21 protein-coding genes and 1 pseudogene are annotated in these 19,404 nt (G+C 65.8%); 14 read left to right on the top strand and 8 right to left on the bottom strand.

The genetic code is table 11. From position 1 onward, the window contains the following. Nucleotides 1-65: 65 nt before the first annotated feature. Nucleotides 66-1,049, bottom strand: a complete 984-nt coding sequence (locus tag RGU41_RS00835; protein WP_322135226.1) for an alpha/beta hydrolase — start codon at nt 1,047-1,049, stop codon at nt 66-68. Between the two features lie 89 nt (nt 1,050-1,138). On the opposite strand from RGU41_RS00835, the gene RGU41_RS00830 reads away from it, so the two are divergent. From RGU41_RS00830 to RGU41_RS00820, 3 genes are all read left to right on the top strand, one after another. Continuing rightward, nucleotides 1,139-1,711 (top strand): TetR/AcrR family transcriptional regulator, encoded by a 573-nt coding sequence (locus RGU41_RS00830; RefSeq protein ID WP_134445753.1) that lies wholly within the window; start codon nt 1,139-1,141, stop codon nt 1,709-1,711. A 67-nt stretch (nt 1,712-1,778) separates the two neighbouring features. Beyond that, on the top strand, nt 1,779-2,096 hold the full coding sequence (locus tag RGU41_RS00825) for a hypothetical protein (protein ID WP_322135225.1): 318 nt from the start codon (nt 1,779-1,781) through the stop codon (nt 2,094-2,096). Between the two features lie 23 nt (nt 2,097-2,119). After that, nucleotides 2,120-2,953: a GDSL-type esterase/lipase family protein gene (locus RGU41_RS00820; RefSeq protein WP_322135224.1), complete on the top strand. Its 834-nt coding sequence runs from the start codon at nt 2,120-2,122 to the stop codon at nt 2,951-2,953. Between the two features lie 67 nt (nt 2,954-3,020). Here the strand turns inward: RGU41_RS00820 and RGU41_RS00815 are convergent, their stop codons facing one another. Next, nucleotides 3,021-3,392: a VOC family protein gene (locus RGU41_RS00815; RefSeq protein WP_322135223.1), complete on the bottom strand. Its 372-nt coding sequence runs from the start codon at nt 3,390-3,392 to the stop codon at nt 3,021-3,023. A 42-nt stretch (nt 3,393-3,434) separates the two neighbouring features. Here RGU41_RS00815 and RGU41_RS00810 point away from each other — a divergent pair. Together RGU41_RS00810 and RGU41_RS00805 are read left to right on the top strand one after the other, a co-directional pair. Beyond that, nucleotides 3,435-3,686, top strand: a pseudogene (locus RGU41_RS00810) (MarR family winged helix-turn-helix transcriptional regulator); the annotation flags it as partial. Nucleotides 3,687-3,946: 260 nt separating this feature from the next. After that, nucleotides 3,947-4,816, top strand: coding sequence for an NYN domain-containing protein (locus RGU41_RS00805; RefSeq protein ID WP_134445757.1), 870 nt, complete (start codon nt 3,947-3,949; stop codon nt 4,814-4,816). A gap of 45 nt (nt 4,817-4,861) precedes the next feature. Here RGU41_RS00805 and RGU41_RS00800 read toward each other — a convergent pair whose 3' ends face one another. Beyond that, complete coding sequence (locus RGU41_RS00800; protein ID WP_322135222.1) at nt 4,862-6,070, bottom strand: aminotransferase class I/II-fold pyridoxal phosphate-dependent enzyme; 1,209 nt, start codon at nt 6,068-6,070, stop codon at nt 4,862-4,864. A 203-nt stretch (nt 6,071-6,273) separates the two neighbouring features. Here RGU41_RS00800 and RGU41_RS00795 point away from each other — a divergent pair, with 203 nt between their 5' ends. Continuing rightward, complete coding sequence (locus RGU41_RS00795; protein ID WP_322135221.1) at nt 6,274-7,710, top strand: HNH endonuclease signature motif containing protein; 1,437 nt, start codon at nt 6,274-6,276, stop codon at nt 7,708-7,710. 18 nt (nt 7,711-7,728) lie between these two features. On the opposite strand, the gene RGU41_RS00790 is transcribed toward RGU41_RS00795, so the two are convergent. After that, nucleotides 7,729-8,049, bottom strand: a complete 321-nt coding sequence (locus RGU41_RS00790) for a nucleotide pyrophosphohydrolase (protein ID WP_322135220.1) — start codon at nt 8,047-8,049, stop codon at nt 7,729-7,731. A gap of 204 nt (nt 8,050-8,253) precedes the next feature. Further along, on the bottom strand, nt 8,254-8,541 hold the full coding sequence (locus RGU41_RS00785) for a VOC family protein (protein ID WP_322135219.1): 288 nt from the start codon (nt 8,539-8,541) through the stop codon (nt 8,254-8,256). A gap of 121 nt (nt 8,542-8,662) precedes the next feature. Between RGU41_RS00785 and RGU41_RS00780 the strand changes: the two genes are divergently transcribed. Further along, complete coding sequence (locus tag RGU41_RS00780) at nt 8,663-9,247, top strand: YdeI/OmpD-associated family protein (RefSeq protein ID WP_322135218.1); 585 nt, start codon at nt 8,663-8,665, stop codon at nt 9,245-9,247. Between the two features lie 21 nt (nt 9,248-9,268). Here RGU41_RS00780 and RGU41_RS00775 read toward each other — a convergent pair whose 3' ends face one another. Then, nucleotides 9,269-9,850: a helix-turn-helix domain-containing protein gene (locus RGU41_RS00775; RefSeq protein WP_322135217.1), complete on the bottom strand. Its 582-nt coding sequence runs from the start codon at nt 9,848-9,850 to the stop codon at nt 9,269-9,271. Between the two features lie 81 nt (nt 9,851-9,931). Beyond that, on the bottom strand, nt 9,932-10,162 hold the full coding sequence (locus RGU41_RS00770) for a hypothetical protein (protein ID WP_322135216.1): 231 nt from the start codon (nt 10,160-10,162) through the stop codon (nt 9,932-9,934). 140 nt (nt 10,163-10,302) lie between these two features. On the opposite strand from RGU41_RS00770, the gene RGU41_RS00765 reads away from it, so the two are divergent. Genes RGU41_RS00765 through RGU41_RS00755 form a run of 3 tightly spaced genes read left to right on the top strand, consistent with a single transcriptional unit; the run spans nt 10,303 to nt 12,628 of the window. Then, complete coding sequence (locus RGU41_RS00765; protein ID WP_322135215.1) at nt 10,303-10,947, top strand: TetR/AcrR family transcriptional regulator; 645 nt, start codon at nt 10,303-10,305, stop codon at nt 10,945-10,947. After that, on the top strand, nt 10,944-11,537 hold the full coding sequence (locus RGU41_RS00760; RefSeq protein WP_322135214.1) for an MFS transporter: 594 nt from the start codon (nt 10,944-10,946) through the stop codon (nt 11,535-11,537). The genes RGU41_RS00765 and RGU41_RS00760 overlap by 4 nt, the downstream gene beginning before the upstream one ends. 47 nt (nt 11,538-11,584) lie before the next feature. After that, on the top strand, nt 11,585-12,628 hold the full coding sequence (locus RGU41_RS00755; RefSeq protein WP_322135213.1) for an MFS transporter: 1,044 nt from the start codon (nt 11,585-11,587) through the stop codon (nt 12,626-12,628). Between the two features lie 117 nt (nt 12,629-12,745). On the opposite strand, the gene RGU41_RS00750 is transcribed toward RGU41_RS00755, so the two are convergent. Further along, the gene (locus RGU41_RS00750; RefSeq protein ID WP_241975320.1) at nt 12,746-13,651 is read right to left on the bottom strand and encodes an ROK family protein; all 906 of its coding nucleotides are present in this window, start codon (nt 13,649-13,651) and stop codon (nt 12,746-12,748) included. A gap of 406 nt (nt 13,652-14,057) precedes the next feature. Here RGU41_RS00750 and RGU41_RS00745 point away from each other — a divergent pair, with 406 nt between their 5' ends. Genes RGU41_RS00745 through RGU41_RS00730 form a run of 4 tightly spaced genes read left to right on the top strand, consistent with a single transcriptional unit; the run spans nt 14,058 to nt 19,391 of the window. Beyond that, entirely contained in the window at nt 14,058-16,187 is a 2,130-nt protein-coding gene (locus RGU41_RS00745) for an alpha-galactosidase (RefSeq protein WP_322135212.1), read from the top strand. Between the two features lie 26 nt (nt 16,188-16,213). After that, entirely contained in the window at nt 16,214-17,530 is a 1,317-nt protein-coding gene (locus RGU41_RS00740) for an ABC transporter substrate-binding protein (protein ID WP_322135211.1), read from the top strand. Continuing rightward, entirely contained in the window at nt 17,527-18,480 is a 954-nt protein-coding gene (locus RGU41_RS00735) for a carbohydrate ABC transporter permease (RefSeq protein WP_416172955.1), read from the top strand. The genes RGU41_RS00740 and RGU41_RS00735 overlap by 4 nt, the downstream gene beginning before the upstream one ends. Further along, nucleotides 18,477-19,391 (top strand): carbohydrate ABC transporter permease, encoded by a 915-nt coding sequence (locus RGU41_RS00730; RefSeq protein ID WP_322135209.1) that lies wholly within the window; start codon nt 18,477-18,479, stop codon nt 19,389-19,391. The genes RGU41_RS00735 and RGU41_RS00730 overlap by 4 nt, the downstream gene beginning before the upstream one ends. Nucleotides 19,392-19,404: the final 13 nt, after the last annotated feature.

Genomic DNA, 19,404 nt, shown 5'->3' with positions numbered 1-19,404 from the left:
CTCCGCACCGGCCCGCCCGCACGCGTCTCGAACATCGAGAAACGTGCGGGCGGGCCTTCGTCGTCCTAGTGGTCGAAGGCGTTCACGAACGTGACGCTCGCCGCCGAGATTTCGGCGCGCGCGGCATCCTGGGAGATGGAGGGCTCTCCGTCCCCGGACTGCGGCCCGTAGTCGCCGAAGAACGCGTGCACGCCGCCCTCGATCACGAGGTATCGCGCATCCGCAGGCAGCGACGCTTTCGACGCGCTGATCTTGTCCGGAGTTGCCAGACCGTCGTTCGTACCGGAGATCGACAGCACGCCGGCGCCCAGCCCGCTCAGGTCGTTCGCGGGATATGAGGCGAAGAACAACAACCCGACAACCGGGTCTGTCGGCGCACCGGCGAAAGACTGGGCATCCATCGCCGCGACCGTCCCGCCGAGAGAGTGGCCGCCGACCACCCAACGTTCGACCGGCGGATGCGCGGCGCGCGCCGACCCGAATGCTCCCGTCGAGAGGAACGCGATCCCGAACGGCTGCTTGGGGATGACGACCACGTGCCCGGCCGCGGCGAGCGGGCGCAGCACGGCCGCGTATGCGCGAGCGTCGACCCGCGCGCCGGGCTGGAAGAACACCCCGACCTCGCTCACGGCCCCCGTGGGCTGCAGCACGATCTGGTCGGCCGTCTCGGTCACGGTCACGCTCGTGTCGGAGTCCATGGCGGACAGGGCCGGCTCAACGGCCGATGACGGCACGAGCCACCAGGCCAGCGCGATCACTCCGAGCGACAGCGCAACGAGGACACCCCGGACACCCGTGCGCCCGCGATGCCGGACCGTACGCGTGAGCCAGGAGCGCAGCGCAACCGTCAGGCTGACGGCAACGGTGAGGACGAGGAGGACCAGGTAGGCCGGATGTCCGTGCACAAGCATCGACCCGGTCGACAGTGCCGCCCAGGCGGTGACGATCACGCCGAGCGTCGCCACGACGCGGCCGGCCCAGAAGAGGGCCATGTCGGCTCGACCGGCTGTCGCCCCGCCCGTCGACCGGATTCTGCGCGTGTCGCTCATGGGGAAATTATCCCAGCGGCGCTCATCGCGAATCTACCTAAATGCATTAGGCAAAACTGATGTAGCATTAGCAAAATGGAAAGCTTCTCATGGCACGCGCAGGACTGACCGCGGAACGCCTGACCCAGGCGGGCGCTGAACTCGCCGACGAGGTCGGATTCGACCAGGTCACGCTCTCGGCACTGGCCAGGCATTTCGACGTCAAGGTCGCGAGCCTGTACTCCCACGTCACCAACTCGCACGATCTCAAAACCAGGATCGCCCTGCTCGCGCTGCAGGAACTCGCTGACCGGGCAGCGGATGCCGTGGCCGGCCGGGCAGGCAAGGATGCCCTGGTCGCGCTCGGCAACGTCTACCGCGACTACGCCCGCGAACATCCCGGTCGTTACGCCGCCATGCACTTCCGGCTCGACCGGGAGACCGCGATCGCCAGCGCCGGCGTCCGCCACTCCGCGATGACCCGCGCAATCCTGCGCGGATACGACCTGACGGAACCGGACCAGACGCATGCCGTCCGACTGCTCGGCAGCGTCTTCCATGGCTTTGCGACCCTCGAGCTGGAGGGCGGTTTCAGCAACAGTTCCCCCGACTCCCAGGAGTCCTGGACTCGCACCCTGGACGCCCTCGACGCCCTGTTACGCGCCTGGCCGGCGCCCGAATAACGCCAGAACGCCACGCGTCCGGCACCCGCACCCGCACCTCGGAAATCCCCGATCAGAAAGTTCACAGATGTCCTCCCAGCACGACTGGATCACCACGCCCATCACCCCCGGCCTCCTCCGCGGCGCGCTCGATCTGGAACAGACCGTCCACGGCGTGCTCCCGCACCGCCTGCCCGCGTGGGCTCGCGCATACGCCGACCCGCAGCTGGCCGCCATGGAAGCCCAGCCCTCCGGGGTCCGGCTGGCCTTCAGTACCCGAGCAACCGACCTCGAACTCGACGTACTGCCCACCAAGCTGGTCTACCTCGGCGCCCCGCCGCGCCCGATCGGCGTGTACGAACTCCTCGTGGACGGGAAGCTCGCCGGTCAGGCCATCGGCGACTGACCGGCATCACCGTCACCGTGGACATGGCCACCGGCGCCACCACGAACCACCTCGGCCCCGTCAGCACCCTCCGCTTCACCGGCCTGCCGGATCACCTGAAGAACATCGAGATCTGGCTCCCACACAACGAACGAACCGAGCTCGTCGCCCTCCGCTCCAACCGGCCCATCGAACCCGCGCCTGCGACAGGCAACCGGGTCTGGCTGCACCACGGCAGCTCGATCAGCCACGGCTCCAACGCCGCCCATCCCACCGAGACCTGGCCGGCGCTTGCAGCTTCGAGTGGCCATGTCGATCTGGTGAACCTCGGCTTCGGCGGCAGCGCGCTGCTCGACCCCTTCATCGCCCGCACCATGCGCGACACCCCCGCCGACCTGATCAGCGTCAAGATCGGCATCAATCTGGTCAATCTCGACCTGATGCGCCTGCGCGCCTTCGCCCCAGCCGTGAACGGCTTCCTCGACACCATCCGCGACGGTCACCCCACAACACCGCTGCTGCTGGTCTCGCCCCTCCTCTGCCCCATCCACGAGGACACACCCGGGCCCGGCGCCTTCGACCTCGCCGCCCTGGCCTCCGGTCGCCTGCAGTTCGTGGCCACCGGGGACCCGGCCGAAGCGTCCGCCGGAAAGCTGACGCTCACGGCGATCCGGGCGGAGCTCGCGCGTATCGCGCAGCAGCGGGCGGCCACAGATCCGAACCTGCACTACCTCGACGGCCTCGACCTCTACGGCGCCGCGGACTTCGCCGAGCATCCGTTGCCCGACCACCTCCACCCGGATGCCGCGACGCACCACCGCATCGGCGAGCGCTTCGCCGGGCTCGCCTTCGGACCCGGAGGCCCCTTCGCCGCCTGACGACTCCGAATGGGTACCGGTCAATACAGTCGCACAGGTCTGGCGACCCCGGCCGGCGTCTTCCTCATCAGACCTGGTCGTGAATGGTGACGACGTAGCCATCCGGGTCACTGAATGAGAAGGTGAGACCGAACGGGCCGGGGGCAGGGGCGCTGACGATCCGGACTCCCGCTTCGACCAGGACGTCGTGCACAGCCTGGGAGTCATGGGCGTGCAACCAGAGCGCAACTCCCGCACCGGCCCACGGGCGCACGGCATCGAGGTCGAACCCCGGCATCGGTTCCCGCACAGCGAAGGCGATCGGCTCGGTGGCGAAGACAACAGCGTGGGGCGGGCTCACGGGCGCGCGCCGCAGCCCGAGCAGCGTCTCGTAGAAGTTCGCCGACCGCTCGAGGTCGCTCACCTGCAGGGCGAGAAAATCGGGTCCAGTGACAGTCATGGTTTCTTCTCCTCGTCGAATCCCGCATGTCAGGATCCTTACATGACTATTGTGTGTCAGGATGCTGACATGAGTCAAGAGGAGAAGGTCGGCGATCTGGCCGAGTCGGTGGGTTATCTGCTCAAGCAGGCAGCGACGGCCCTGCACGCCTCGATGGACGCGGTTCTGCGCCCGCAGGGCCTGACTGTGTCGCAGTATTCGGTGCTTGAGCTACTCGGCCACGAGCCGGAGCAATCGAACGCCGATCTGGCCCGCGGGGCGTTCGTCACGCGCCAATCGATGAACGAGGTACTGCGCGGTCTTCAGGAGCGCGGTCTGGTCGCGCGCGCCGATGTCGCCGAACACGGCCGGGCGCGGCCGACGCGCCTCACCCCGGCCGGCCACGCGGTGCTGGGGGCGCGAGTGCGGCGGTCGCCCGTGTCGAGAAACGGATGCTGTCCCCCCTGTCCCCTGCGGAGCATGCTGGACTTCTCGCTCAGCTCGTCGCCTGCCGGGATGCCCTCACCGGCGAAGACGCTCCCACCGGTGAAGACGCCGCGCGGTAGCGTTGAAGCATGGCTGAACTGTCCGAGACACGTGTCGCCGTCTACATCGATTTCGACAACATCATCATTTCCCAATACGACAATGTGCATGGTCGTGGAGCCTTCATCAAAGAGAAGGCCCGCACCGCCACCGGCAAGACCGCGGATCGGCTCCAGGAAGCCACGGTCAACATCGGCGCAGTACTCGACTTCGCTTCATCGTTCGGAGCCGTCGCAATCAGCCGCGCCTATGCGGACTGGGCCGCACCCGCGAACACCCGGTACCAGAAGCAGCTCGTCGACCGCGCGGTCGACCTCGTGCAGCTTTTCAACACCTCGGGAACCAAGAACGGCGCGGACATCCGCCTCGCGATCGATGTTGTTGAAGACCTCTTCCGGCTGCAGGACATCTCGCACGTTGTGATCGTCGCCGGTGACTCCGACTACATCCCGCTCGCCCAGAGCGCACGGCGCCTGGGCCGCACGGTCATCGGGATCGGTGTGCAGGGTTCGACCAGTGCGGCGTTCAAGAACGCCTGCGACGAGTTCTCGTATTACCACGACCTCGTTGAAGACCTCGGGGAGGACCTCGGGGAGGACCTCGTCGAGGACATTCCGCACTCCACTCCGACAGTGGCCGTCGAGCCGCCGGCGCCGGACCTCGCGAAGGAGGCCCGCAAACTCCTCATGCGCGCCCTGCGCGGGCGGGCGAATGACGACGTCGACGGCTGGATGGCAGCATCCGCTCTCAAGCAGCAGATGAAGCGCCTCGACCCCGGGTTCGATGAGAAGAAGATCGGCTTCAAGTCGTTCACGGACTTCCTGAAGGCCCAGCGTTCCATTGCGGAGTTGCAGGAGGACGGTCAGGCCCGCCGCGCGCGGTTGCGCAACCGGGCCTGACGTTCGCTGCGGCTGCGACCGTGGCTGTGGCCGTGGCTGTGACGCCTACGCGAACGTGGCGTCGAGAGCCGCGCGCAGGTCGGCGATCAGGTCGAGAGGATCCTCGAGCCCGACCGAGAATCGAAGATGCCCGAACTCGCGGAACGGCGCCGGGTACGCAGCGACCCGCGGTCCGCTCGTGCCGACATGAACGATCAGCGACTCGTCATGACCGAGCGAGACGGCCGAGGTGATCACCCGGAGCTGGGAGACGAAGCGGTTCTGGGTTTCCGGATCGCCCGCGACGGCGAACGCGAGCATCGCGCCATAGCCCCGACCGGCGAACTGTCGCGCGGCGAGCTCATGCTGCGGGTGGCTCGCGAGCCCGGGGAAAGCGACGAACGCGATCCGCGGGTCGGAGTCGAGGAACTCGGCGACCAACTGGGCCGACTCGAAATGCTGCCGGAGACGAAGCGGCAGCGTCACCGACCCGCGAGTGATCAACCACGCGTTGAACGGCGAGATCACTCCGCCCACGTCGACCATCGCATCCGCTTTGATGCGCTGGATCAGCTCGCGGGAGCCGATCACCGCGCCGCCCATCGCGTCGCCGTGCCCATTGATGTACTTCGTCAGGGAATGGACGACCAGGTCGGCGCCGTCCGCGAGAGGTCGATAGAACGGAGGCGGAGTGAAGGTGGAGTCCACAACGAGCAGCGCGCCCGCCCGATGGGCGATCGCCGCCAGGGCCTCGATGTCGGCAACCCGGGTCGTCGGATTGGCGATCGCCTCCGTGTGCACGAGTCGCGTATTCGGTCGAATCGCCGCAGCGACCGCGGCCAGATCGCTGATATCGACGAACGTGGCCTCGATTCCGTACTTGTCGGGAAGCAGCTCCGTGAACAACCGCCACGTCGCCTCGTAGCTGACATCGGCGACCACGACGTGATCCCCGGAGCGCAGATACGTGAAGAACACCGCGTGAAGCGCCGCAACACCCGACGCCAGCACGACGGCGTCCTCGCCACCGTCCAGGGCAGCGAGCTTGGCCTGCAGTCCCAGTTGGTTGACTCCCGAGTTCCGGGTGTAGAGCGGCACGTCCGTGCCCGACCAGCTCACCGACGACGGGTCCTCCGGCAATGCATAGGAGTTCGCCATCACGATCGGGGTGCGGATCGCACCCGACCCCGCATCGACCGTATTGCCCGCATGCACGGCCAGTGTCGAGTCTTTCAAGGACAGTGGATCATGCTTGTCGGGACGCGTGTTCACCATGGCCCCACGCTACGGGAACAACGCGGACTCCTGTGTTTCATGTCGTTGGAATCCGCTGAGCTCGCCACAGACCAGGCCGACCCGTAGCGGCGGATTGTGGTGCCCCCTCCTCAACAAAGTGCTTCTGACCGGGTTATCCACAGGTGATTTGTGGGCGTGCGGATGCCGGTGGAATGTCGGTGGTCCTCCGTAGAGTGACCGGTATGACAGCTGAAGAATCCTCAACAGTTCTCTTGGACAGCACGGCGGAACCCCCGCCCGGGACCCCTCCCGACCCGTACCTGAACCCCCGGCATCTGAGCCTTGTGGAGCCGCCCCTCGCCGATTTCTATGACGCGATCCGGGACGCGGACCGGGAAATCAATCAGGCCACCGCTCGCCGGGCCGCCGCGATCTACACCGCCCAACGGGTGCTCGCCGACGTCGGGCGGGCCCGTGCGGAGGCCGCAGAACGCGCCGGTGGGCCGCGCTTGCCGTGGTCTCCGGAAGAAGCCACGAAAGAGGAGTTCACGTGCGAGGTCGGCGCTCTGCTGCGGCTCCCGCGCCGGACGGCGGAGACCCTGATTGAAGCCAGCCGCACCCTCGCGGAGGACCTCCCCGTGACCCGGGAGGCCCTGGCCTCCGGGGTGATCAGTTACCGGCACGCGCAGGTGATCATGGAGCAGGCCTGGGGCATCCGGGTCGATGACCCGGAAGCGGCCGCCCGGGCGCGTGCGGTGTTCGAGGAGGTCCTTGTCCCGGATGCGGAAGTGCTGACCGTGGCGAAGCTCGCCGACCGGGCCCGAAGGGTGCGGGAACGCACCCACCCGGAGACCATCACCGCGAGGCACCAGAAAAGCGTCGAGGACCGGCACGTGGTGTTCCAGGCCCTCAACGACGGCATGGCGTCGCTGTATCTGACCGGGGATGCGGAGAAGGTGCAGGCTGCCTACCACCGCACCCTCGACGTCGCGCTGACCCTGCAGGGCCCGGAGGAGTCACGCACCCTGACGCAGATCGCGGCGGATGTGCTCACCGATGTCCTGATCGGTGGGGTCACCCCGGACGGACTCGGTGCCGGGGTGGCCGCGCAAGTCAACGTGACCGTTCCCGTGCTGACCCTGCTGGGGAAGAGCGAGGAACCCGGGTACCTCGCCGGGTACGGACCGATCGACCCCGACACCGCCCGGCGTCTCGCGGCGGGTGCGCCGAGCTTCACCCGGCTGCTCACCCACCCCGAAACCGGCGTCGTGCTCTCCATGGGCAGGGACACCTACAAGCCACCGGCCGATTTGAAAAAGTGGCTCGAGGTACGGGATGAAACCTGCACCTTCCCCGGGTGCCGGCGCTCCGCGAAACGGTCGGATCTGGACCACAGTGTGGAGTGGCAGCACGGCGGGGAGACCGACGCGATGAACCTCGCCCACCTCTGCCCGTATCACCACGCGGTGAAGAGCTACACCCGGTGGTCGCCGAAACACCTCGGCGACGGTCGCATCGAATGGACCTCCCCCGCCGGGTACAGCTACATCGTCGAACCCTCCGCCGATATGAGACCACCACGGAAACCGAAACCCGAACCGAAACCACCGGTCCCGTTCGTGGATGTCTGGAACCTGGATCCCACACCCGAAGACCCCGACGACTCCACCCCGTTCTAAAGAGCTAGGCGTCTAGTCTCACAGGGCGTCATACTTCGTGCTTAGCCCCCGCGACTTGTCCACCGGATACTTCTCCCGCGTCAGTGCGAGCTTGTCGAGAATGATCTGGTTCGGATCAGCGCCGATCCGCTCGGCAAGAAGGAGGCAATAGGTCAGCACATCGGCCAATTCCTCCCGTACGCGCTCGGGGCTCGCCTCGGCATCCCACTGAAAGCACTCCAGCAACTCGGCCGCCTCGATGGAGATGCTCTTCGCGAGGTTCTCCGGCGTATGGAACTGCGCCCAGTCGCGCTCGGCAACGAATGCCGCGATCTCGTCGCCGACGGAAAATTCGTTCATGTCGTCAACGTATCAGCCCCCCGCGAACCGATTTCGTTCTCGCTCGCGACGGCACTGGCCCGTCGTTCCGGCTAAATGACAACGACGAGCTTGCACCGCGGACACCGATGGCACGACTCGAGACCCTCAGCCGTGTCCACGCCGTCGGCGAGCATCTCGATGCCACACACGGGACACAGTGGGCCGTCCCCGTCGAGCTCCCACTCAGTCATGCGCGGCGGCCGGTCTGACCACGCACCACTCGTTGCCCTCGGGGTCCTGCAGCACCTGGAACGATCCGGCGATATCGTGATGCTCCTCACCGATCCGGCGCGCTCCGAGCTGTTCGGCCTGGTCCGTCGCCGCCGCAATATCGTCGACACGCACGTCCAGATGCAGCCGGTTCTTCACGGTCTTGGCCTCGGGTACTTTCTGGAACGACAGTTGCGTCCAGCCAGGAGGCAGGATGTACCACCAGGCTGCGTCCCGCCCGCGTGGTTCGCCGCCGAGCACGCTACGCCCAGAACGTCGCGAGCGCCTTGGGGTCCCTGCAGTCGATGACGACCTCATCAATGTGTCCGATCACCCCTCGATCCTATTCAGCGAGATCCGGGTGATCTCTACGATGGGAGCCATGGCGGAAAACTCGGGCAAGCCCATCCTGTTGTTCGCCACCGTGCGGGACTGGGAAGCCTGGCTCGAGGAGAACGTCGACCACGACGGCATCCGCTTGCAGCTCGTGAAGAAGAACTCCTCCAAACCGGGCATCGGCTACGACGACGCACTCACTGTGGCGCTGTGCTTCGGCTGGATCGATGGACAGGCCGGCACCCACGACGATGACTATTTTCTTCGCGCCTTCACCCCGCGCAGACCCCGGAGCATGTGGTCCCAGCGCAACCGGGACCTCGTCGCACAACTGATCGAAGCCGGGCGAATGCGACCGGCCGGGTTCGCGGAAATCGAGCGCGCCCAGGCCGACGGACGATGGGAAGCCGCCTACCGCCAGAAGGACAGTCCGGTCCCCGATGACCTCAAGTCCGCCCTCGACGCCAGCCCATTGGCCGCGGACCTGTTCTCGAGGCTCTCATCGCAGAACCGCTTTGCCATTCTCTTCCGCATCAGTGGTGTGAAGCGACCCGCGACCCGCGCTGCAAACATCGCCAAGTTCGTCGCCATGCTCGAACGCGGGGAGACGATCTACCCGCAGAAGCTCTGATTCAGCTGCAGCCTGCTGCGGCTAGAGAGCTGGCGCCACCGCGGACCGGACGAACACCAGGGTTCGCTCAGTGACCACGGGCAGCGAGGCGCCCGATTCGATCGCGGCCATGGCCGCCTGGAGCACGCCCCCGAGCAGACGGGCCGTGATGTTGAGCTCAGGCACCTCGAGCTCGCGCAGTGCCTCGATGAAGGGTGCCGCCTGTTCGCGGTGCAACGCCGATAGGCGCGCCAGGCATTCTGCAGGCAGCTGGGCTGCGGCGAGCGCCGCCACCGGCCGATGCACGCCCTCCGCCGCCAACCGCAACGTCACCCGGACGTAGACGTCGAGCCGTTCCGACGCAGACGTGACCGAGTCCAAAGCCGATTGGAGTTCCGCATTGGCCCGCGGGAAGGCATCCTCGATCACGGCGACCAGGACGTCCGCACCGGAGGAGAAGTACTCGTAGACGCTGGGACGAGACAATCCGGCCGCGGCACCAACGGCTGCAGGAGTGACGGCACTGACTCCTCCGTTGATCAGGAGTTCCCTCGCTGCGTGGAGGAGAGCAGCACGCTGCCGAACGCGGTGCTCGGCAACGGTCGGAGCAGTGATCCTGGGCATACCCGTCCTCTCGCTCGGCACCTTGTCACTGTCCAGACTACGAGGTCTGCCCCGGGGCTAAGGATGCTGCGCGCCCGCAGGTCAGTGATCGTCCGGCGCCGGAATCGGCACCGTACGGTCCGCCTGCGCCTGCACCTCGACGTAGGTGTCGTGCGCGGTGCCGTGGAACGCCTCATCGTAGGCGGCCATCGCTCCCGCAACACCCGCACCCGTAGCACCGCGTCGCCGCGCACGGGCGGCGAGCGCGATCAGACTCGCGAGTACGGCAGCGATCCCGCCGATCACTGCGACGGCCGAGAGTAGTTCAGGCATGCCTCCAGCGTAGAACCGACACGTGCCGGCGCAGTGGGCAGTCTCCGCCGCGTGCGACACCCTGCGAGACTCCTGTGACTTTTTGCGTTGCACGCAATAATGCAACCGCGCAGTGTTGCGCATCGTGCAATAATGCATTCATGAACAATTCTTCCGGCCTCGGGCTCCGCGAGCGCAAGCGTGCGCGGACTTCCGAGGTCATCCACATCGCGGCGGCAGAGCTCGCGCTCGAACGCGGGCTCGACGCCGCGACCATCGAAATGATCAGCGACCGGGCCGGCGTGTCCACCCGCACGTTCTTCAACTACTTCCCGACCAAGGAAGATGCCGTCCTGGGCATTGACGAGGTCGCCGTGTCGGCCGAGCTCGACAGAGTGCGCGGATGCGACGAGGATGTCTTCCTCGCCCTGTTCGATCTGATCACCGCGCTGTTCGAAGCCACAGGCGGCGGAATCAAGTCCGACCTCAAGCGCGACGTCATCCGCAAATACCCGCAGCTGATGACCCGCCAGATGGTGCGCGTCGCCGAGCTCGAAGACCGCCTCAGCGCGATCATCGCCGGTTGGCTGGCGAAGGACGCACGCTTCGCAGAACAGAGCGAGGCCGAGCACCTCGAAGCGGCGCGCATCATCCTCGGCGTCTCCCTCGCCACCGTGCGAATCACCATGAAGAAATGGGCGAGCGATCCGGATCCGACCACCGGGCCACCGGCATCCGCTGCCCCCCGAGAAACCTACGAGCGCGCCATCGCGACGCTCAGAACTGTACTGGAGAAACTCACATGACGACCGTCCTCACCCGACCCAAGCAAGCAGAAGAGGCAGGTGTTCCGTCGACCCGCAGCGTGCTGCTCGTCTTCGCCGGCCTGATGGTGGCGATGCTCCTGTCGTCGCTCGACCAGACCATTTTCAGCACCGCGCTGCCGACCATCGTCGGCGAGCTCAACGGCGTCGAACACATGCTCTGGGTCACCACCGCATACATCCTCGCCTCGACCATCGTGATGCCCGTCTACGGCAAGCTCGGTGACCTCGTCGGCCGCAAGTGGCTGTTCGTCGGGGCGATCTCGATCTTCCTGGTGGGCAGCGTCATGGGCGGACTCGCCGACTCCATGGGCACCCTCATCGCCGGCCGCGCCGTTCAGGGCCTCGGTGGCGGCGGGCTGATGATCCTCGCGCTCGCCATCATCGCCGACGTCGTTCCCGCCCGCCAGCGTGGCAAGTACTCCGGCATCATGGGCGCCGTCTTCGCCGTCTCAAGCGTCGCGGGCCCGTTGCTCGGCGGCTACTTCACCGACGGTCCCGGCTGGCGCTGGGCGTTCTGGATGAACCTCCCCTCGGACTCATCGCGATTGCCTCCGCCGTCTTCTTCCTGAAGCTGCCCCAGCGCGAGTACAGCAAGCCCCGCATCGACTACGCGGGCATGATCGTCCTCGCCCTCGCCGCGACCAGCCTGGTGCTCTTCACGACCTGGGGCGGCAATACCTATGACTGGGATTCGCCCGTCATCATCGGCCTGATCGTGGCGACGGTTGTGCTCGCCGGTCTCTTCGTGTTCATCGAGAACCGGGCAGCAGAACCCGTCATCCCGCTGAAGCTGTTCAAGAACCGCAACTTCAACCTCACCACCTCGGCCGGCCTCATCACCGGTGTCGCCATGTTCGGGGCGCTGGCCTACATGCCGACCTACCTGCAGATGGTCACCGGCGTCGGTGCCACGGATGCCGGCCTGCTCATGATCCCGATGATGGGTGCCCTGCTCATCTCGTCGATCGGTTCCGGCCAGATCGTGTCCCGTACCGGCAAGTACAAGGTCATCCCGATCATCGGCATGTTCGTCACCGCCCTCGGCCTGTTCCTGCTCTCCACCCTCACAGCGACCACCTATATCTGGATCATGTGCGCCTTCCTCGCCGTGATGGGCTTCGGACTCGGCCTCTCGATGCAGATCCTGACCCTGGTCGTGCAGAACTCGTTCCCGCGGTCCATCGTCGGAACCGCGACGAGCTCGAACAACTTCTTCCGCCAGATCGGCTCGTCCCTGGGCGCGGCGATCGTCGGCAGCCTGTTCGTCTCTCGGTTGACCGACATCCTTTCGGCGAACCTGCCGGCCGGCGGCACGGGCAGCACCGGAACCAACTCGCTTACTCCGGCGCTCGTCGCTGCTCTGCCCGAAGCAGCCCGCACGGTCATCGTCAACGCCTACGACGACGCACTCGCCCCGATCTTCCTGTTCATGGTGCCGCTCGTTCTGGTCGCCGCGGTGCTGCTGATGTTCGTCGTCGAGAAACCGCTCGCCACCCACATCGACGAGGCGGAAGGCGAACAGTCGCTCAACAAGGAGATGCTCGACGAGTCGCTCTCCGTGGGCGCCAACCCGACGGCGGAGCCGGTCCTCTCGGTACGCACCGGGTTGATCCGGGTCGTCGACACGAATGAGGGTTCCGGCAAGCGGACCCGCCTTTAGCCCTGGGCCACACTCCGGGGTTGCGAGCCCTTCGTACCGCCCGCTTCTCGGGACGGGCGAGGGGCTCGCGCGTGTGCGGTGACGCGAGAGCGCGAGCCCCGCATCAACCGGTCCGATTCAGGCGAAGGATGCCTGGATAGCGACGGCCGCCGCTCCCCGCGCCCAGGCCGTGAATCCGGAGCGGTCGACGAGGATGCGCACCGGTACGGCGTCCGGGTCGCGATCGGCGCGCGACGCCTCAAGGATGCGCGGCAGCTGCCGATCGGCGAGGCCGACGCCCTCGCCGGACAACACGATGGTTTGAACCATGGCGAGATTGGCAGTCGCCGCAATCAGGCGACCGAGCGACCGGGCCGCTGACCCGACGACCTGCGCGGCAACCGGGTCCCCCGCATCCGCCAGATCGAGGAGCTCGGTGTAGCCGACATCGCGTGCCAGCCCGACACGGGCGCTGGCCGTCATGCTCGGAATCGACAGCATGGCGGTCGAACACCCGCGATGCCCCTCTGCACAGAGTGGGCCCGTGGGATCGAGGGGAAAATGCCCGCCCAGGCCCAGTCCGGTGTCACTGTTGACAACCGGTCGGTCGTGAATGACAAGCCCATAGCCGACCCCCGCACCGATGGTCAGCACTGCGAAGTCTTCTATTCCCTTGGCGATCCCGAACCAGTGCTCGGCCGCCGTGAGCGCAACGACGTCGTTTTCCACGACCACCGGGACGCCCAGTGCGTCGTGGAGCAGTCCACCCAGATCGACACCCTTCCAACCGAGGAACGGTGCCCGCTCCACCCAGCGCGACCGGCCCACCTGGCCTCCGACCGTCACGCCAATCGCCGTCACACCGTCCATTCCACCGACCTCCACCGTGGCCCGCACGATGTCCGCAACGACCTGGGACGGCTCATGGCCGCTGAGCTCGATGACGCATTCGGCTCCGAGGTTTGCCCGGAGATCGGTGGCCACGGCGAAGACCTCTCCGGCGGTGAGCTTGACGCCGATGAAACGCTGGGAATCGACACTCACATCGAGAGGCCGTACGGGACGACCGATCGACCGTTCGATCGTTTCGGGAGCATCGACCAGGAGCCCCTCATCCAACAGAGGCTTACTCAGGCGCGTGAGCGTGGCCGGCGAAAGCCCGAGCCTGCGGCCCAGTTCACTCCGCGTGATGGGGCCATGAATGAGTACTTCCCGTGCCAGGTCCCGCGCGGGCCCAGTGAGGGCGTCACTCCGATGCGCAGTCGTCACCGCGCCCTCCGCTCAGAATATGCAGCCGTCTCAACCGGCTCGTTATTTCCATTATGAATCATAATGACCGGCATTTTCACTCCCAAATGGCCCCAATCAGAGACCTGATGTCGAATGACTCCAACCACTGTGCCGGAAACTCGATCTTGACACTACGTTATTTCCACTATAGAAATAACACATGCACCACGACAGCACTGTCCTTCACCTCCGCAATGGCGGTACCAGCGTCATCCTCGATTTCGACGGTGGCGGATTCCCTGCCGTTGTGCACTGGGGCGAAGACCAGGGTGACCTCTCCGCCGACGAGGCCCAGGCGATCGTCGTGGCTTCCCTTCCGCAACGGGTCTCCGGTGGCCTCGATGAGCCCGCGCGCCTGACGGTGCTGCCTCAGGAGTCTGAGGGCTGGCAGGGCACTCCTGGTCTTCGCGGTAGCCGGCATGGACGCTCGTTCTCTCCGAATTTCTGCGTGACGGGGATGGAGAGCGGCCCGTCCGAGCTCGTCCTGCTCGCGATCGACGCCGATGCCGGTCTGACACTTCGTCTCGGGTTGGACATCGACTCAGCGGGTGTACTGAGCCAGGTGCTCACGCTGACCAACGCCGGCCTCGACGACTACCAGCTCGAAGACCTCTGCCTCACCGTGCCTCTGCCGGGCACGGCCGCGGAAATCCTCGATACGAGCGGCCGGCACCTGCGGGAACGCACTCCGCAACGGCACTCGTTCACCATCGGACGGCACGAACGTGAAAGCCGAAAGGGGAGGCCGGGTGCCGATGCCACTCTGCTGCTGTGCGCAGGAGCCCCCGGCTTCGGGTTTGAAGCCGGGTTGGTGCACGCGGTCCATCTCGCATGGAGCGGCAACCACCGGCTTGCCGCCGAAAAACTCGTCACCGGGTCGGTCTTCCTCCAGGCCGGCGAGCTCCTCGCGCCCGGTGAAATTCAGCTGGGTCCAGGACAGAGCTACACCACTCCCACGGTCATCGCCTCCTGGGGCCACGGCCTCAACGAACTGAGTGGGCGCATCCACTCGCGGCTCCGCGCCCGCCCTACGCATCCAGCCATACCACGTCCGGTCACCCTCAATACCTGGGAGGCCGTCTACTTCGACCATGACCTCGATCGCCTGCTCGGGCTCGCGGATGCCGCCGCCCGGGTCGGCGTGGAACGGTACGTGCTCGACGATGGCTGGTTCCGCGGTCGTCGCGACGACACGAGCGGACTGGGTGACTGGTACGTCGACGACGACGTCTGGCCCGATGGACTCTCCCCGCTCATCGAACGAGTGACAGGACTCGGCATGCAGTTCGGGCTGTGGGTGGAGCCGGAGATGGTCAATCCCGATTCCGAACTCGCGCGAGCCCACCCGGAATGGATCCTGCAGCCCGGGGGCCGTTTCCCGGTTGAGGGGCGTCAACAACAGGTCCTCGATCTGTCGCACCCGGATGCGTACGGCTACATTCTCGAGCGGCTCGATGCCCTCCTGTCCGAATACCCGATTCGGTACCTGAAGTGGGATCACAACCGGGACCTCGTCGACGCGGGAAGCACCCGCACCGGCCGGGCCGCGGTGCACGAGAACGTCGTCGCCCTCTACGACCTGCTCGACGAACTGAAGGCGCGTCATCCCGGGTTGGAGATCGAGAGCTGCGCCTCAGGCGGAGCCCGCGTCGATCTCGGCATTCTCGACCATACCGATCGCATCTGGACGAGTGACTGCATCGATCCGATCGAACGACTGACGATCCAGAAGTACACGGGCCTCCTGGTGCCCTATGAACTGATGGGCGCCCACATCGGCGGCCCGGTGTCACACTCCACGGGGCGCCGGCACGATCTCTCGCTCCGGGCCGGCGTGGCCGTCCTCGGCCACCTGGGCATCGAGTGGGACATCACCACCCTCACCGAATCGGAGTCCGCTGAGCTGGCCGTCTGGATCGACTTGTACAAGTCTCGTCGCCACCTGTTCCACACCGGCACCGCCGTCCACGTCGACCACCCGGATCCGGCCGTCGACCTCCGGGGAGTGGTGTCCTCCGATCAGCGCACCGCACTGTTCGTCTTCACCCAGGTGCGCGCGAGCTCCTTCTACCCGGTCGGTCCGCTCCGGTTCGCCGGTCTCGACGACGAGTCCCGCTATCAGGTCCGAATGCTCGTCGAATCATCCACCGGCCCGGACGCCGGCCAGTCGCCCCTGTCCTGGTCCCACCAGCCGCTGACCCTCACGGGACGGGCCCTGCGCACCATCGGCGTGCAAGGACCGGTCCTCTTTCCTGAACACCTCGTCATCATCGAGATCACTTCCGCCTGAGGCGGAACCAAGCGCAAGGAGGCGCAATGAGAAACACCAACCGCACCGGGCTCCGGCATCGCAGACGGTTCACGGCAACCGCCGTGGTCGTCGCAGCCGCGACTCTCGTCGGACTCTCCGGATGCTCCGCACCCGATACCGGCATCGTCACGCTGAACTTCTTCCAGTTCAAGCCGGAAGCCGTCACGGAGTTCGCGTCGATCATTGACGACTTCGAGGCGGAGAACCCGGGAATCCGGGTCATCCAGAACTCCGTGCCAGACCCGGACACCGCCATCCGCACCCTGCTCGTGAAGGACAAGGTGCCCGACGTGTTGACCCTCAATGCCAACGGCAACTACGGCGAACTCGCCCGGGCGTGCATCTTCGCCGACCTGGCCGCCACCCCCGTGGCAGCGACGGTCAACCCCGCCGTACAGAACATCGTCCAGGCGCTCGGAACCTGCGCCGCCGACGGCGGGAAGGAAGTGAACGCACTCCCCTTCGCCAGCAACGCCTCCGGCATCCTGTACAACCCGACCATCTTCGCCGAGAACGGCGTCACCGTACCCACCACGTGGACAGAGCTTGTTGCGGCAGCCGAGAAGTTCAAAGCCAACGGCGTCTCGCCCTTCTTCTGCACCCTGAAAGACGCGTGGACCGCCGCCCCCGCGTTCGTCAACCTCGGCGGAACGCTGATGCCGAACGGATTCTTCGACGCCCTCCGTGCCGAAGGCTCCAACGTTTCCTCGGGCACAGTCTCGTTCCAGAAGGACTTCGCCACCGCGGCCCAGAAGGAAGTCACCCTGTTCAGCTATTGCCAGGACAACTTCGCGAGCCGCGACTACAACGCAGGCAACAAGGCCTTCGCGGATGGCGAATCCGCGATGTACCTTCAGGGCTCGTACGCAATTCCTGCCATTCGTGCCAACAATCCCCAGGCGAGCATCGGGTCGTTCCCCTACCCGGTCACCGATGACGCCGACGCCCGCGTCGTAGTCTCCGGTGTCGATGTCGGGATCGCCATCGGCCGGGACACCGCGCATCCTGCCGAAGCGCAGAAGTTCGTCGATTACCTCATGTCTCCCGCGGTCGTCACCGGATATTCCGAGGCTCAGAGCACGTTCTCGCCGTTGGCGAACGCCACCCCCAACACGGACACGGCCCTGGCCGGACTCGAGCCCTATTTCACCGCCGGGAAGATCGTCGGCTTCATCGATCATCAGATTCCCGCCGCGGTGCCGCTCGTGAACCTCCTGCAATCGCTCGTGATCAGCGGCGATTCCGGAACCTTCCTGAGCGACCTGGACTCCGAGTGGAGCAAGGTCGCGGCCCGCACGACTACTCAGAGACAGGGGAAATGACGATGACGTCGACAACATCAGTCCGGATCAAGAAACACCGGCCGGAACCTGCAGTATCGGCACCGGCATCCGCCCGGTCGTCGTTCGCCCGCACCCCGCGCACCTTCTACTGGATGGTGGTGCCGGCCGTTGTGATCTTCTTCGGCCTGCACACCGTCCCGGTGCTCTCTGGAATGTTCTTCAGCCTGACCAACTACGCCGGCTACGGCACCTGGGACTTCGTCGGGCTGTCCAACTACGTCAACCTGTTCCAGGACGACCGCGTGCTCAATTCCTACGGGTTCACCTTCGGATTCGCGATCGTCTCCACGATTTTGGTCAACGTGATCGCCCTGGCCATCGCCCTCGGACTGAACTCGAAGATCAAATTCCAGGCGGCCTTCCGCGGGGTCTTCTTCATCCCATACGTGCTGGCCATCCTGATCATCGGATACGTCTTCAACTACCTCTTCGCGAACTCCTTCCCGGCGATCTTCACGGCCATGGGGATGCCAGGCCTGGCCACGAACCTGCTGGCCAGCCCGGACTTCGCCTGGGTCGGCATCGTGATCACAACGGTGTGGCAGGCAGCGGCGTTCAACGTCATCCTGTATCTGGCCGGCCTGCAGACCATCTCCGCAGACCTGTACGAGGCTGCGTCCATCGACGGCGCATCCGGGTGGCGCCGGTTCCGATCGATTACGTTCCCGCTCATCGGCGCATACTTCACCATCAACATGGTGCTGTCGTTCAAGTCGTTCCTGCAGGTCTTCGACCAGATCGTCGCGCTCACCGCGGGCGGTCCGGGCACGTCCACCGAATCCATCGCCCTGGTCATCTTCCGAGGCGGCTTCCAGGGCGGAGAGTACGGGTACCAGATGGCCAACGCCGTCATCTACCTCTTCGTCATCATCATTGTTTCATTCGTCCAGCTGCGCTTCCTGCAGCGCCGGGAGGCGAGCTTCTCATGACCGATACCCTGACCACCCCGACCGCGTCGCCGACGCCGAACCTGCAGGATGCCGGCATCGCGAAACCGCGCACCCGCCGACGCATCGACGGCGGCAACGGCGGCACCAACTGGTGGCTGACCGCACTCATCGCAGTGTGCTCGCTCACCGTACTCATCCCGCTGTACTTCACCGTCGTCACCGCCCTCAAGACGCCGGACCAACTGGGCGGCACCGGGTTCGAACTGCCTACGAGCATCCGTTGGGAGAACTTCGCGGATGCCTACGAACTCACGAACTTCCCGCGCGCCCTGCTCAACACGGCCCTGATCACGGTCGGTGCGGTCTTCCTCACCCTGCTCACCAATTCGCTCGTGGCCTACGCGATCGCACGCAACATGCACAAGAAGTTCTTCAAGGGGCTGTACTTCTACTTCCTCGCCGCGATCTTCGTGCCGTTCCCGATCATCATGCTGCCGGTGGTCAAGGAGACAGCGGTGCTCGGCATCGACACTCCCGTTGGCCTGATCCTGCTGTACACGGTCTACGGGCTGTCGTTCAACATCTTCATCTTCGTCGCGTACATCAGCTCCATTCCGGTCGAGCTGGAGGAAGCCGCCCGCCTCGACGGGGCGAGCACCTGGACGGTGTTCTGGAAGGTGATCTTCCCGTTGCTCTCCCCCATGAACGCGACCGTGGGCATCCTCACCTGCGTCTGGGCGTGGAACGACTTTCTGTTGCCGCTGGTGGTGCTGTCCGACCCCTCGGCGCAGACACTCCCGCTCGCGCAGTTCATCTTCCAGGGCCAGTTCAACACGAACTACCCCGTGGCCTTCGCCTCGTATCTGATGGCCCTCGCACCGCTCCTGGTCGTGTACGTGATCGCCCAGAAGTGGGTCGTGAGCGGGGTCACCCGCGGTTCGGTCAAGTAGCCCGGGACAGCCA

The sequence above is a fragment of the Cryobacterium sp. 10C3 genome (assembly GCF_034314285.1).
Lineage (GTDB): Bacteria > Actinomycetota > Actinomycetes > Actinomycetales > Microbacteriaceae > Cryobacterium > Cryobacterium glucosi.
The sequence above is the reverse complement of the archived record's forward strand: the minus strand, read 5'-3'. Positions and strand labels throughout refer to the sequence as shown.